General features: G+C 66.9%; 13 protein-coding genes. 4 read left to right on the forward strand and 9 right to left on the reverse strand.

Features of this window, described 5'->3' with window-relative positions:
* Nucleotides 1–115: 115 nt before the first annotated feature.
* Nucleotides 116–433, reverse strand: coding sequence for a hypothetical protein (locus NB3_RS08575; protein WP_244891813.1), 318 nt, complete (start codon nucleotides 431–433; stop codon nucleotides 116–118).
* Nucleotides 434–687: 254 nt separating this feature from the next.
* Between NB3_RS08575 and NB3_RS08580 the strand changes: the two genes are divergently transcribed.
* From NB3_RS08580 to NB3_RS08595, 4 genes are all read left to right on the forward strand, one after another.
* Entirely contained in the window at nucleotides 688–1,341 is a 654-nt protein-coding gene (locus NB3_RS08580; protein ID WP_067799177.1) for a TetR/AcrR family transcriptional regulator, read from the forward strand.
* Between the two features lie 89 nt (nucleotides 1,342–1,430).
* A complete protein-coding gene (locus NB3_RS36085; protein WP_067799180.1) occupies nucleotides 1,431–1,682 on the forward strand; it encodes a hypothetical protein in 252 nt (83 codons plus the stop codon).
* 63 nt (nucleotides 1,683–1,745) lie between these two features.
* Nucleotides 1,746–2,222, forward strand: a complete 477-nt coding sequence (locus tag NB3_RS08590) for a GNAT family N-acetyltransferase (protein ID WP_067799183.1) — start codon at nucleotides 1,746–1,748, stop codon at nucleotides 2,220–2,222.
* Nucleotide 2,223: 1 nt separating this feature from the next.
* Nucleotides 2,224–3,045: a hypothetical protein gene (locus NB3_RS08595; protein WP_067799186.1), complete on the forward strand. Its 822-nt coding sequence runs from the start codon at nucleotides 2,224–2,226 to the stop codon at nucleotides 3,043–3,045.
* 5 nt (nucleotides 3,046–3,050) lie between these two features.
* On the opposite strand, the gene NB3_RS08600 is transcribed toward NB3_RS08595, so the two are convergent.
* The 8 genes from NB3_RS08600 to NB3_RS08635 all read right to left on the reverse strand — a co-directional run bounded on the left by NB3_RS08600 (nucleotide 3,051) and on the right by NB3_RS08635 (nucleotide 13,047).
* Nucleotides 3,051–4,022 carry an SCO2521 family protein gene (locus NB3_RS08600; RefSeq protein WP_067799189.1) on the reverse strand — a complete coding sequence of 324 codons (972 nt, stop codon included), beginning with the start codon at nucleotides 4,020–4,022 and terminating at the stop codon, nucleotides 3,051–3,053.
* Between the two features lies 1 nt (nucleotide 4,023).
* Nucleotides 4,024–5,034, reverse strand: coding sequence for an SCO2522 family protein (locus tag NB3_RS08605; RefSeq protein ID WP_067799192.1), 1,011 nt, complete (start codon nucleotides 5,032–5,034; stop codon nucleotides 4,024–4,026).
* Complete coding sequence (locus NB3_RS08610; protein ID WP_067799195.1) at nucleotides 5,035–5,949, reverse strand: SCO2523 family variant P-loop protein; 915 nt, start codon at nucleotides 5,947–5,949, stop codon at nucleotides 5,035–5,037.
* A gap of 10 nt (nucleotides 5,950–5,959) precedes the next feature.
* Entirely contained in the window at nucleotides 5,960–7,810 is a 1,851-nt protein-coding gene (locus NB3_RS08615) for an SCO2524 family protein (RefSeq protein ID WP_067799198.1), read from the reverse strand.
* Between the two features lie 455 nt (nucleotides 7,811–8,265).
* Complete coding sequence (locus NB3_RS35525; RefSeq protein ID WP_067799202.1) at nucleotides 8,266–8,529, reverse strand: hypothetical protein; 264 nt, start codon at nucleotides 8,527–8,529, stop codon at nucleotides 8,266–8,268.
* Nucleotides 8,530–8,635: 106 nt separating this feature from the next.
* Entirely contained in the window at nucleotides 8,636–9,907 is a 1,272-nt protein-coding gene (locus NB3_RS08625; RefSeq protein WP_067799205.1) for a PucR family transcriptional regulator, read from the reverse strand.
* Nucleotides 9,908–10,895: 988 nt separating this feature from the next.
* A complete protein-coding gene (locus NB3_RS08630; protein WP_067799208.1) occupies nucleotides 10,896–11,942 on the reverse strand; it encodes an NsdA family TPR-like regulatory protein in 1,047 nt (348 codons plus the stop codon).
* A gap of 550 nt (nucleotides 11,943–12,492) precedes the next feature.
* Nucleotides 12,493–13,047 (reverse strand): dihydrofolate reductase family protein, encoded by a 555-nt coding sequence (locus NB3_RS08635; RefSeq protein WP_307693982.1) that lies wholly within the window; start codon nucleotides 13,045–13,047, stop codon nucleotides 12,493–12,495.
* Nucleotides 13,048–13,149 lie beyond the last annotated feature (102 nt).

The raw sequence follows: 13,149 nt of genomic DNA on the forward strand, positions 1-13,149 counted from the left end.
CTGGTGCACATGTGGAGCGGACGGACGTGGCAGTCAGCCATTCAGGCCAGGCCACCGAAGGCGAGGAACTCGATCATCGACGGGTGCCTGGCACGAGCCGGTCAGAGAGGATGCGCTACATAAGTTCGATCCGACCGATCTCGGGCAGCGCAGGTGGGCGTTCGTCCGTGTACCAGGCATACTCGATTCCGCTGAGCCACCCGTTTTCGACCCATAGGAAGACCTCGCCGATCGGTGATCCGTTGCGGTCGGTGACCGCTCCGCTGGCGAAGATTCCGTCCGGCGAACGGCATACTTGCGCCGCAGCGAGCCGCACCGCCAGATCGACGCTGGGTGAACCGACACCCCAGGTTGCGACGACCTCCGAATACGGCACCCGCGCGAGATACTCCGAGGCATCGGGGGTGTTCGACGACAGCAGCTTGGTGACCACGCTGGTTTCGAGGTCGGTCAACGCTCGCGGTGGGATCGGTGTACTACTCATAGATCTCCTGGGTCTGGCGCTACCTCAATCCAGGAAGGCGAGCGCGTGCGCCACTGCTCGATGGGCGTGAGAATAGCATTTCCGCAACGGGAAAAGACAGTCTCTTTTCCGGGGCATACACGCGTTCCGAGAACCCGGTGACACACCGTTCTCCGATACAGTGCACTCATGTTCTCTCCGTATGACCGAGGACCGAGGCGTCCGTGACCAGCTCGAGCGAGAACCCGGCCTGGAAGCAGCGCGCCGTCGAGCGCTCCCTGCGCACCGCGAAGTTGCGCGCCGAGGAGCGCGTGCAGCGGTTCCTGGACGCCGCCCAGGCGATCATCACCGAGAAGGGCAGCACGGACTTCACGGTGCAGGAGGTCGTCGATCGCTCACGGCAGTCCCTGCGCAGCTTCTACCTGCAGTTCGACGGCAAACACGAGCTGCTGCTCGCCCTCTTCGAGGACGCGCTCAGCCGCACCTCCGACCAGCTGCGCGCCGCCGCCGACGGCCGGACCGACCCGTTGGACAAACTCCAAGTGGCGGTCGAGTTGCTGTTCGAGCTGTGCAGGCCGGACCCGTCGGCGCAACGCCCGCTGTTCACCGATTTCGCGTCGCAACTGCTGATCTCGCATCCCGGTCACGTCAAGGTCGCGCACGCGCCGATGCTCGCGCTGTTCACCGAACTGATGGACGCGGCCAAGGAAGCCGGGCAGTTGCGCCCGGAGGTCAACTCGCGGAGGACGGCGGCGATGGTGATGCAGACCGTCATGTTCACCGCGCAGTCCGCGGGAGCGTCCGATGACGAGACGCAGCATCCGATCACCGCCTCCGAAGTATGGAACTTCTGCGCGCACGGTTTCGCGCGCGGATGAGAACACTGTTCACACCCGCTTCGACGCCCGCAGTCTGCGGTTGTCCTACGGCCGGGTGTTCGGCGGCCAGCTGCTCGGCCAATTCGTCCGTGCGGCCACCGCGGGCTCCCGACAAGTCGATCAAGTCCATGCACACGGTGTTCGCGCGAGGGCCGCATCGACGAGCCGATCCGCTGGGCCGTTCCGAGGGGTACGCCAAGCTGGCCATCGCCATCATCGAGAACGACTATCTCAACGGCGAAGTCATCCGTCTCGCGTTCCGCCGAGACAGCCCGCCGGTTCTGCCCGCGACACGTGACGGCCCGCTGCGCAAAGGAACGATTCCGCTGGTTCTACACTGACCCGATCGGTCAGTGACGTTCTAAGCTGGAATCGACGGCCAATGCCCTGGCAGTAGGGAGCGAATGAACATCGCCACAGCGCCTCAGCCGGAATATCGGAAGGCCTGCTTCGCCGATATCGAAGACATCGCGGCCATCGAGGCCGAGGTGTTCGCCGAGCCGTACCGGTATCTGATGCTGCGCCAGCTGTTCGACCTGCACGGATCCGAATGGCTGGTGGCGGAGCTGGACGGAGCGGTGATCGGGTACGCGCTGACGCTGGAGAAATCCGGCCGGGCGCTGCTGTTCACCTTCGCGGTGGCCAAGCGTTACCAGGGCGGCGGCTACGGCCGCACGCTGCTCGACCGCACGCTGCAGACCTGCCGGGACGTGGGAGCGGAGGTCGTGTACCTGACCGTCCGGCCGGACAATCAGCTGGCGAGCCACCTGTTCAAGCAAGCGGGGTTCGCGTTCGTCGAGCACGACGAGCGGTATTTCGGCCCCGGCGAACCGCGCGACGTTTTCGAATACCGGTTGAGAGGCCGACCGCTAGACTCGTGACATGGGGGAGATTTCGCCCTTCGTCGCATCCATATCCACCCGGATCACCAGGCGCGCGGACGAATACACCGCCGAGCTCGATCGCGGTGACCGTACCGAGCAGGCGGAGCTGGGCCGGTTCGCGGCGCACGCGGACGCGATCCTCGCCGACTACGACCCGCCCAGCACGCGGCGGCACTCCGACTCTTTGGTGTTCCGCCACCTCTACGCCGCCGCCCGGCAACCCCAGCCGGATGAGGCTGGCTGGCGGGTGCCGAGCGCGATCCCGGCGGCGCTGCTGGCGGCGGAGATCGAATTCCGCGGTCCGCTGCGGCTGAGCAGCAGGCAGAACACCATGCTGGCCGAGGAGTACGAGCAGTTGGGCGCTCAACTGTCGGCGGCGCGGCTGCCCGCGCACGCGGCCCTCGCCTACCGCAGAGGCGCCGCGCTGTACCGGATGAACGAGGACGACGAAGCGCAGGACCGCTGCGGCCTGCGCTTGGCGCGGGCGCGCACTCTCGCGCTGCCGCCGGGCTGGCGGCGCTGGGCGGGCCAATTGTCGTATGTGCTGTGCGGCTACGGGTATCGGCCGTTCTGGCTGCTCGGCTGGGTTGCCGTGCAGGTGGTTCTGTTCACCGTCGCCGCTTTGGTCTTCAGCGGCATTTCCTCGCCCGCCGCCACCGTCTACACCTGCGTGACGGGCTTCATCAATCCCCTCGGCCCCGGCGACACCGAGGATTTGCGCCCGGTCGCCCGGCCGTTGTTCGCGGTGGAAGCGTGGACGGGCACGGTGTCGATGTCGGTGTTCTTCGCGCTGCTGGTGCGCAAGTGGTTCCGAATGTAGCCCGGCTACCATTCGGTGTCGAACGCCTTGTGCCGCAATGCTTCCAGCGTCGCGACGGCGATGCTGTTCTGCAACCGTGCGACGAGGGCGTTCCACTGGCGGGACAACCCGGGATCGGTCTGCAACTTCTGCCACAGCGTCCGCATCGACGCCGGAGTGTGCGCTCCCGGCATCCACAGTCCGGTGAGGTCCTCCAGCACCGGGGCGAGGATGTCGGTGCGGTCGCGGCTGTGCGAGGGGAAGCGATCGGCCTCGGCCAGCGCATCGGTGACCACGGTGAGCAACCAGTCGTGCGCGGCCAGATCCTCACAGAACCGTTGCGCCGCCGACAGATCGGCCTCGTCGCGCACGATCATCCGGACCGTGCGCAGCGTGGGGTCGTCCAGGTGCAGCTTGGCCGTCGGCCCCGCGGCGCCGCCGATCCAGGCGACCCAGCGCAGACGGGTGGCGCCTGCCCGCACCGGCGGCTTCTGGTCCAGCCTGGTGTCGGCGCGCAGGCGGGCCAGCAGCCGTTCGCTGATCGAGGCCAGGTCGAGCGTCTCGGCGCCGGCCCTGCCGGTGAGATAGCCCTCGGCCAGCGCCTCCGCGCTGCCGGTTCGCTCGGGCATGCGGCTGATGACCTCGGTGACGCCTTTGCGGCTGAGGTAGTGCGACCAGGTCTGCCTGCGCCGGTTGGCGGCGCGGACCACCTGGGTGCGCGCGCTGGACTGCAGCACGCGGCCGCCGGACAGGACCGCGCTGGTCGCCACGGTCCCGACGATATGGGCGGTCTGCTCGCCGAGGGCGAGATCGCAATCGACGCCGACCGCGGTGGTCGGTGACACCGCGAGCGTGCCCGGCCGCTCCCGCCATCGCACCGTGCAGCCCGGCATGAGCGCCAGCAAATCGCAAGCTTCCGGCCCGGTTAGCGCGGTCGCCGACGGAAGCAGGCAGGTGCGTACTTCACCGAGCACGACCAGAGGCGTGGTCGATGCCATGTCAGGCCCCGTCGAGCAGCAGGTGGGAGAGCCGTTCGCTGACCGCGCGCGGCACCGGCACCGGTGGCAGCTCCTCGCCGCCGCGGGCGATGGTCTGCTCGACCACGTCGTCGTCGAGGTCGAGGTGGTCGAGCACCAGCCGCACGGCGTGCTCGATCGCGATGTATCGCTTGGGCAGCATCGACAGGGTCTTGTAGGCGGCGAACGGCGCGGCGGACGGATTGAGCTGCACCACCGGCGGAAGGTCCTGCCAGCGGCGCGGCGCGAGATCGACGCGGCGCCACGGTTGCGGATCCACCACGGCCGCGCCGTGATAGCGCAGCATGCCGAGCCGCAGCAGATGCCAGACCGCCGCCAGGAACGGGCACGACCAGCGCGTCACCGCCACCCCGTCGACGACGTGCTTGCTCCACAGTTCCACGTCGAGGAAGATCGAATGCTCCCGGCGGCCGAACTCCTCCGGCGGCTGGTAGACCCGTTGCCGCATGGCTTGGCCGCGTTCGTCCTCCGACGACCGCCGCCCGTTGCACAGCCAGCCCGACTCCGCGGTCGGCGGCCTGCGGCCGGTGCTCGGCGGCGCCGGCTCGGCGACGATGCGCGCGGCCACCATCTCCGCCACGGGAATCGGCTCACCCAACGCGACACCGTCGACGAATCTCGAAGCCCGCCAGCAGGCGGACTCCCTGGCCAGATAGTCGATGACCAATCCGGCTTCGTCCGCGGCGCCCAGCAGCTTGGTGAGGATGGCGGAGGGATCGCCATCGGACTGGAAGTAGTCATCGATCAGATAGCAGGTGCTGACCCTTGCGTTCGGACCGAACTGCACCTTGGCCGACTCGGTGAAGGCCGACACCAGCGGGACGATGCGGCGGAACTCCGCGCCGACCCGCTCGATGTCGGCGACGATGTCGTTGAGATAGAAATGCCCGACCTCGATCGATAAGTGCGACAACGGGACCTGAGCGATTCGCGGTTGTTCGGTGGCCTCGCTGTAGCCCTGTGTATCCCGCATCTACAGCCTCTCCCAGGTCGCGTTGTCGACCAGTCGCCGAGCGAGTTCGGCATAAGCCTGCGCGGTCTCGGGATTGGCGATCTGAGCGTTGACGTCGGCGTCGAGAATGAGCTGTTCGCGCCGCTGCAGCACCGGCTCGATCGGAGTCGAGCCGAGCACCCCCGTCGTGCCGAGCCGTTTGGCGGTGGCAAGCCGTCGCAAGGCGGTGTCCTGCTCCTGCAACCACGCCGCCTGCGCCGGGCGCTGGGCGACACCGTCCCAGTTGGCGTCGGGCACCGCGGTGCGCACGTAGCGCACCGACCCGAGCAACTCCTCCGGGTCGTGGCCGCACTCGGCTCCGGTCTTCAGCAGTCCGTGCGAGCCGTAGACCAGACCGGCGGCGGCCAGGATGTGCTGGCGGGTCCAGCGGTGGAAGATCAGCCATCGGGTGGTCAGCCCGCGCAGTTGCGGCATGGCGGTCGCCTGCAACACGATCTGCAGCGCCGCGGAACGCCCCGCGCTCAGATCGACCACCACCACGGGGAATTCGTGATCCAGCGCCACCAGCAGTTCCGCGCACCGCTGGACCACCGCGTCGTCGTCGGTGAGGAATTCGGCGCCGCCCTCGTCCCCCGGCAGCAGCACCAGCCGGCCCGCATTGGGACCGATGCGGCGCAGTTCCGGCCGATCGGTCGTCGCGCCGACGTCGAGACGGGCGACGGTTCCGCTCTCACCCAGCAGGTAGGAGTGCACGCCGCCACTCGGAACGCCGCGTTCGGCCGCGCCGATCTCGAACAGCGCGCCCGCCGTCGGCGAGCCGAGGTCGAAGTCGGCGTAGGCGACGTTGCGGCCGGAACGGCACAGCCGGTAGGCGATGTTGCAACTGGTCACCGACCGTCCGGTGCCGCCCTTGTCGGAGGTGGAGAACACCAGCACGATGCCGCCCCTACCGTGTCGCGTCCCGGCGCGCGTACGCCAGTTCGTCGAGCTGGACCAACGCCTGGGTGGCCAAACTGTAGGCGGTGCCGGGACGTTCGCGCAGCACGCGGCGGGCCCGGTCGAGCGACTGCCGGATCCGGTTGATCGCCGCCTGTTTCGGCGAGAGATCCTCGCCCTCGACCTCCAGTTCCTCTTGATTGAGCAGATGCTCGGCCTCGCTGAGCAGGTCCACCGCCCGCGCGACCATCGCCTGCGGCGCCAGCGGCGGTTGCTCGAAGGTGCTGTAGGCGATGACCAGGCACTCCATCATTCGCTCGGTGACGAACCAGGACGGACCTTCCGGCCCCGCCTCGCCCGCGCCGACCAGCCTGCCGATGTCGTCCCACAGGCCGACCGCGGGACCGTCCCGCAGCACCCGCTGGTCGAGGTGATCCATCGCCGCCTCGGCGAGGGCCATCAGCCGGTCGCGGGTGTCCACGTCGGTGCGCAGCCGCGCGGCCTCCAGGCAGCGTTTCAGCAGCATGGTCGCGAAATCGGGGACATACCAGATCAGCGGCGCCCCCTCGGCGACGTCCTCGCTGCCCGCCAGGTTCAGTCGCACACCCGGGTAGTGCAGCGGCGCGGCCGGATCACCGACGGTGAACCGGCTGGTGATGCGCCCGCGGCGGGCCAGCTGGTCGAGCACCGACACCGTGCGCGCGAGATCCTCGGTGCTCTCGCGGTAGACCAGGTCCTGGATGAGCACGGCGGCGACCACGAGACTGAAGTACTCCGACTCCTCGCCGTCGGAGGTGCGCCACGGGATGTCCTCCAGCGGCCAGCGGCCACTGTCGAAGCGGGCGACCCTCGACCAGTAGTTGCGGGTCAGCTCGAAGCGCAGCTGCAGCGCGTCGGCGAGGGTGCGCTGCTCGTCGGTCAGCAGATCGAGCTCGCGGATACGCTGCGAGGACAGGTCGATGATGCCGTCGAGGGCGACGGCCGTGAAGTACAGATACGGACGGGATTCGGCGTACCCGCGCATGCCGCTGACCCGGCCGGGCACGAGATCGATGGGTTCGGCGCTGCGCACGATGCCCCAGCTCCATCCGCATTCGAACAGCCGCCCGTCGTCGGCGACATCGATCTCGGAGGTCTGACTGAGCCTGACCTCGTTGGCCGCCTGCACCCGCAGGCGTTCCAGCTGCGTCGACAACCGTCCGATGATCTCGTCGGACGGCGTGCGGGACTGATTGAGCATGTAGATGATGGACTGCCCGTACTCGGTCCTCGGCTCCGGTGTGTGGATGACGAAACTGCGGATCAGGCCCGCCATCGCCGCGGTGAGCCGCGCGCTGACCTGTTCGATCACCGTGGGGATCCGTTCGCGCAGCTGCCTGGCCTCCAGCCGGACCTCGCCGCTGACGAAGCGCAGGAACCCGCGCAGGAACCGCAGCGCCGCGATGCACAGGCTCAACGACATCGAGTACGAGTCGACGACCTCCACCGCCTGCTGCTGGGCGGTGAGCGGGCTGTCATCGCCGCAGCGCAAGTAGGTGCCGCTGGCGAAGACCGGTTCGCCGTCGGGTCCGGTGTAGCGGCGCAGATAGTCCTCCACCAAGGCGACCAGGACGCCGCCGATGCGGGTCTCCTCGCCGAACGGCGCCAGCGCGGACCGGACGTCGGGACTCATGTCGTTCGGCTGGTCCAGCGCGAACGCTTCGATCTCGGTGGCCGGATACAGCAGGCAGAGCAGCTGTTCGGCGTCGCTGATGGAGTTCGCGCCGTCGCGTCCGCCCCACTTCCACGTTCCGTTCCGGTAGGAATGGGCCAGCACCGCCCGCCACAGCTCGAGCAACTGCTGCCTCGGCCGAATCCTCATGTGCTCTCGGACCTCGCCCCCGCGTTCGACCGGCGGCGCCGGACGTCGTTACTTAGAGTGTGCCCCGCGAAAGTTCACTTGGCCAAGCACCCTTTGCAGGATCGCGGTTGCTGCGAGATGGCTTGCACCGCAAACTCTTCTGATCGGTGGCGAAGAACCGTCCGGTCGCGGTGTGGCCGCAGGAGCACGATCGGCGCGCCGCCGCGACTCCCTCGGCCCGAAGGGGGGAATTCGCGCAACCTTCGCGCATCCGATTTGGCTATTTCTCAGCCATCACGCGGCGACGCCGGTCCGAATCCGCCACCGCGTGCGCGACCTCGTCGTGTTTCCAGGCCGGGCCGATCAGCACCGCCGCCGCGCCCAGCCGCCGGATCGCCGGCACGGCGACGACGAACTCCGGCCAGGGCGCTCCGCACCCCGCGCCGATCAGTCGGCAAGCCCGGCTGGTTTCGCGATCATTTCCATCGCCGCTGCCTGCACCGCGGTTGCGGCGGAATGAGTTTCGTCCAGAAGTCATGGCGTACCGCGTCCCACAGCTTGGCCATCTCCGGAAGGAGTTCCCGCGCTTGTGCGAGATCCGGGAAATTCTCGGGACCGAAGGATACGATCGGCGTGACGCCGGATGCCTCGTGGACGGCGACAATAGAGATCAAGTGATCATGGAACAGCCGCCATGTCACCCGAAATCCTTCGACCTCGGTTCTTCGGATATCATTCATGTTCGGCTTCCCGCTCCTCGACTCCGGCCGAATGCGTTTCAACTGTTCTCAATGTCGGCCTCGCTGATCGACTGGAGTAATCCGCACCCACTCCACCGCGCTCCGATCACCTTCGGTAGGTGCGGGCGACCAACGCCGAACGCAGGCGCCACAGCCCGCTCGCTTCGGCGGGATCGAAACCTGTGAGCTGACCGATCCGCTTGAGCCGGTAATCCACGGTGTTGGTGTGCACGTGCAGAAGCCGCGCAGTGCGCCTGCGGTTCAGGTTGTGCGCGATATGGGTTTGCAGAGTCTCCAACAGTTCCGGATATTCATCCAGGGGATCGAGCAGCGACCCGAGCTGTTCGCGGGCAGGGCCGGGGCGGGTGAGCTGGTATTCCAGAGCCAGCTCGTCGAAGTGGTAGAGGCCCGGCACCGAACCGAGCCGGGCGACCATGTCGAGCAGTTCATGGGCTTGATCCGCGGCGGTGGGCACGGCGTCGGTAGCGGCGGTCACCTCGGTGGCGGTGATGTGCACGCGGGCCGCCCGCGACAGATGCCCGATCAATTCCTTCAGGCTGCCCTTGGTGATGTCATCGGCGGGGATGAGCAGGGTGCCGCCGTCCACCGAAAGCAACGACAGCACGGTGTCGTCGCAGCAGGTGGCCAATTCCGCCTGCACGCGCCGGAGTTTGCGGCGGGCGACGACTTGCGCGTCCAGCATCGGGTTGGACTCGTCCGGGTGACGCGGAATGGCGAGGGCTAATACGCGATAGCGGTCTGAGATGTCGATGCCGCATTCGCGGGCCATGGTGGAGGTGGGGTGGCCCCCGAGTAGCGCCGAGGTGAGCGTATGCACCGCGGTGTGGTGCTCCGAAACCACAGCGCGCAGTTCGCGCACATAGGCCGCCGAGACCGCCGTGGTCATGGTGTCGAGCATTTCGACGACGAGTTTGGCGCCGTCGAGGATGCTCTGATAATCGGCCGTGCTGACGGTGGATATCGGCTCGGTTTCGGCTGAGCCGGAGGCACGCTGCTCGGCCAACGCCGTGGACACCACCAGGTCGAAGCCGATCTTGAAGCCCTCATGGATAGCGTGGTGAATAGTACCGATGGGCACGCCTTCGCGAGCCCATTGCGCGGCGGCATCCTCGAGTTGCCCGGTCTTCTCCGAAATGTTGCTGCCGTCCAGCATGCTGGCTGCCAGCTCCAAGCACACGCGGGTGATGATGGTGATGTCGCCGTGGATGGCGTCACCAGGCAGCGTGCCGCAAGGGGCGACGGTTTCGACAAAATGTCCGACCATCTGCCGCGACAAGGCGCGCACGTCCTTCAGCGGCAGGGACATGGGCCGACCGGATACCGTGAGACCTTGCCGTTCGGCGAAGGTGAGAGCCATGGTGGAGCTTCCTTCCACCCCCGTTAACTGCACTATTGCACCAGCGTAGCCAGAGCAAGAAAGCAGAGAACGGTTTACTCCGAGTAACGTGATTTTCGGCAAGCACGACCGGCACGCGATAGTGAGAGTTCACAATGACGGTTCGGCCGCGCCACCACCGAAGGGCCGAGATGCCGGAGAACGGTGGTTCGAGCATAACCGCCAAGTGGTTGAAAAAGAGGGCAACCGCCGATGCAACGGCGCGAATCCACACTTCCTGCGTGCGCCGCCCTCCGTCTCCGCAGTAAAACACGGGTGCGGCCTGGGCCGGGGCACCCGGTCGACCGCGCGAGCAATGAAAGGTTCGTTTCCCTAACCAAGGTCCAGCGGAACCTGCTGCCTTGCATCGCGCCATTGATACAGGTGGATCGCACCGGCACCCCAAACCCATCCAGGGCGGGCGGCGCACAAACCTACGGGACGCAGGAGCGGCATAGCACCTCTCCCGATACGCTCCCGGCCGGGCGCGAGAAGCCGGGGCTCTCGGCGAAGAGTCGCACCTCGAGGACCATGTGCACCTGCGGTCGAATCACCGAGCACGTGGTCAGTCGGCGCGTTGGGCCCAGCCCTTCGGGGGGTCGCCGGGGCCACCGAGACAACGGTGTCGTCATCGGCGCCGACGTACTCGAACAGGGGTGCTCTCGGCTAACTCGGGGACCACGTAGAGCGGTGGGTGGGACCCGCGTCGCGGTACCTGCGCAACATCTCGTACTGCCAGCCGTTGGTGTAGGTGTAGATGAATCGGTCCCCACGATGCCCGACACATCCTGCGGTGGGATCGCTGCTCGACCGTTGCCTCGAAGTCCGCGTTGCTCGACATCGCTGATCTCCATGTCGGCACTACCGTCGCCATCTTCAGGCCTCGCCAGTCCAGCGCCTACTCGGCTGCACTCTTCGTGGCGTTCGGAGCCGCGACGCGCAACGCGGCCGGGTCCCGAGCGGTGTGTACCTATGAGGTTCGCTCTGCCCATACGCCCAGAAACTCCCGAACTTCGGGTACCGCGGCATGCGATCGAACAGCAGTGGCTATGCCATTCAACTTCTGACGCACCCGGGTGGAGGCAATCCGGCTGATGTTGTCGAAGTGGTTCGTCAGAACCTGGCAACCTTCAGCGATCTCTCCGGCTCGGACCAGGTTGCGGCTGAGCAGCACGTACCACTCGGCTTGTTCGCGCGGCCAGGCCGATGATCCCTCGATGGCCGCTCTGATCTGTTCCGAGGCGGCTTTGTGGTCGCCGAGGTACATCTGCATCATGCCGGTCATGCCGCTCAGCAGTGCATCAGGCAGGTAAACCCATTCAGGGTCGAACCCACGACCGGATTCATATGCACGGTGACTCCGCCTCAGCGCGTCGGTGACAGCCGTTTTGTTGCCGACCGGATCTTGCATTCCCAAGGCATCGGCTTCACGTATCGCCATAAGGGAGCGCAGTTTCGGGCCACCGCGACTGATCGCCGCCCGCGAAGCAGTCTGGGCGTACTGCACCGCTTGCCTGGTTCCCGCGCGGGTGCCACCGTTCAACTCGGTAAGCAACGAGCTGGCGTTACCCAACGCGTGCGCGACCGCGATTCCGTCACCGGCCGCGGTGGCGGCTTGGGCGGCGTCGGCATAGTAGCGACGCGCATCCTCCAGGCGTCCCGCGTCGTAGTGGACCCAACCCGCCGCAACCATCATCTCGGCTGCGGCGCTGGTCAATGTCCGGCCGACGTCATCGGTGTAGGTGCCGTTGTCCAGCAGTTGTACGGCATAGCGCACTTCACCGGCCGCGACACGGCACAGCCGGTCGCCGCCCACCAGGAGGTCCAACTCGTGAATCTCGTTCACCGTCGCGTTGATCTCGGCGACCTCACCAGGACCGATCCGGACACTGCCCGCTGCTGACGGGGTGGCCTGTTCGGAACGAATCACCCCCGGAGACATGGTCACGCCTGCGCCGATCGCACCGGTTCGTAGGAAGTTGCGACGGTTCACATCCGCCTCCTCGTTCGACTCCACAACCAGTATGGCAAGCGGTACGTGGAGCGCCTTGGCTACTCGGCGCAGTACTCGTACATCGTGCACCGAGGCGCCGTCGCGTTCGAGCTGAGAAATGGCGGGCTGGGTAATTCTCGGCTATTCGGGCCGCTGAGCGGCCCGCCACATCCCTTACCGTCGGGCCGGTACCCGCCACCGAGCTGACGCCGTAGTCCTCCACGGCGCACCGGTCGCCTGACGGCGGATGCACCGGTGGCCTCGACAGCCCTCGGTGACGGGTGCCCACCGTTCACCATCGCGACCGGGAACCACCGGATCGAGGGAACCTCCAACATGCGCTCACTTGCCAACACCAGGTGTGCGCTCAACGAACAGAACCGCCAGGCGCCGGACGCATGAGCGAGGTCATCGACCAACCCCGTGACTGGATGGTCCGGTAGATGCGGCCAGGTCGGGTACCGCAGAGGGCAACCGATGATCGACCGCCTACCAGCCGTACACCGAGAACTGCTGACCAGCGGCCATCCGCCGGTTGCGTGGGGTTCCTTGAAGCGCGGGTGAGTTTCCGCTGTCAGTGGTGCGGCAGCACTCGGTAGACGATCTCCACCCCACCGCCGTCCAACGGCCGTGAACTCTCGAATTCCAGACTGGTCTGCGGGTTCAGCGAATCGGTCAGGCGCATGCCGCTGCCGACGAAGAACGGCAGAATCACGAGTTCGAGTTTGTCGAGAACGCCGAGGGCGCGGTAGGTCTCGATAGTGCCGGGGCCGCCGATGAGGTGCACGTCGCCGCCGCGATTGGCCGCGCGGATCTTCTCCAGCAGCCGCTGCGGATCGTCGTCGACGGTCACATCGTCGGGAGTGCCCTCGGGACGGTGTGAGCTGAGCACGAAGACCTCCAGGTCCGGCCAGGGCCAGCGATCGGCGGTGAGTGCGGGTTCAAAGGTGGTGCGGCCCATCAGGGCGGCCTCGCAGGTCTTCAGGAATTCGGCGATACCGTGACTGCCCGGGCCGTGCACCGGATCGATGACCTGAGGTGGCCAGCCGTCCGGAGTCGTCACATAGCCATCGGCGGTCATACACAGGCGAGCCAGGATTTGCACGAGTTCGTCCTTTCGTCGAGTCACAGAGGAGACGGCGCCTGCTGCCGAAACTCATCGACGGACGCAGAAGAGCATGTGCGGCGAACTCTGGGACCGACGCGAGAGGTGGAGTGCCCCTGACCCGCC

This window comes from Nocardia beijingensis NBRC 16342, assembly GCF_001612785.1.
GTDB lineage: Bacteria > Actinomycetota > Actinomycetes > Mycobacteriales > Mycobacteriaceae > Nocardia > Nocardia beijingensis.

Coding starts and splice junctions, on each gene's coding strand:
- NB3_RS08590 (WP_067799183.1), top strand. CDS start 1,746: ATGAACATCGCCACAGCGCCTCAGCCGGAATATCGGAAGGCCTGCTTC.
- NB3_RS08595 (WP_067799186.1), top strand. CDS start 2,224: ATGGGGGAGATTTCGCCCTTCGTCGCATCCATATCCACCCGGATCACC.
- NB3_RS08600 (WP_067799189.1), bottom strand. CDS start 4,022: ATGGCATCGACCACGCCTCTGGTCGTGCTCGGTGAAGTACGCACCTGC.
- NB3_RS08605 (WP_067799192.1), bottom strand. CDS start 5,034: ATGCGGGATACACAGGGCTACAGCGAGGCCACCGAACAACCGCGAATC.
- NB3_RS08615 (WP_067799198.1), bottom strand. CDS start 7,810: ATGAGGATTCGGCCGAGGCAGCAGTTGCTCGAGCTGTGGCGGGCGGTG.
- NB3_RS35525 (WP_067799202.1), bottom strand. CDS start 8,529: ATGAATGATATCCGAAGAACCGAGGTCGAAGGATTTCGGGTGACATGG.
- NB3_RS08625 (WP_067799205.1), bottom strand. CDS start 9,907: ATGGCTCTCACCTTCGCCGAACGGCAAGGTCTCACGGTATCCGGTCGG.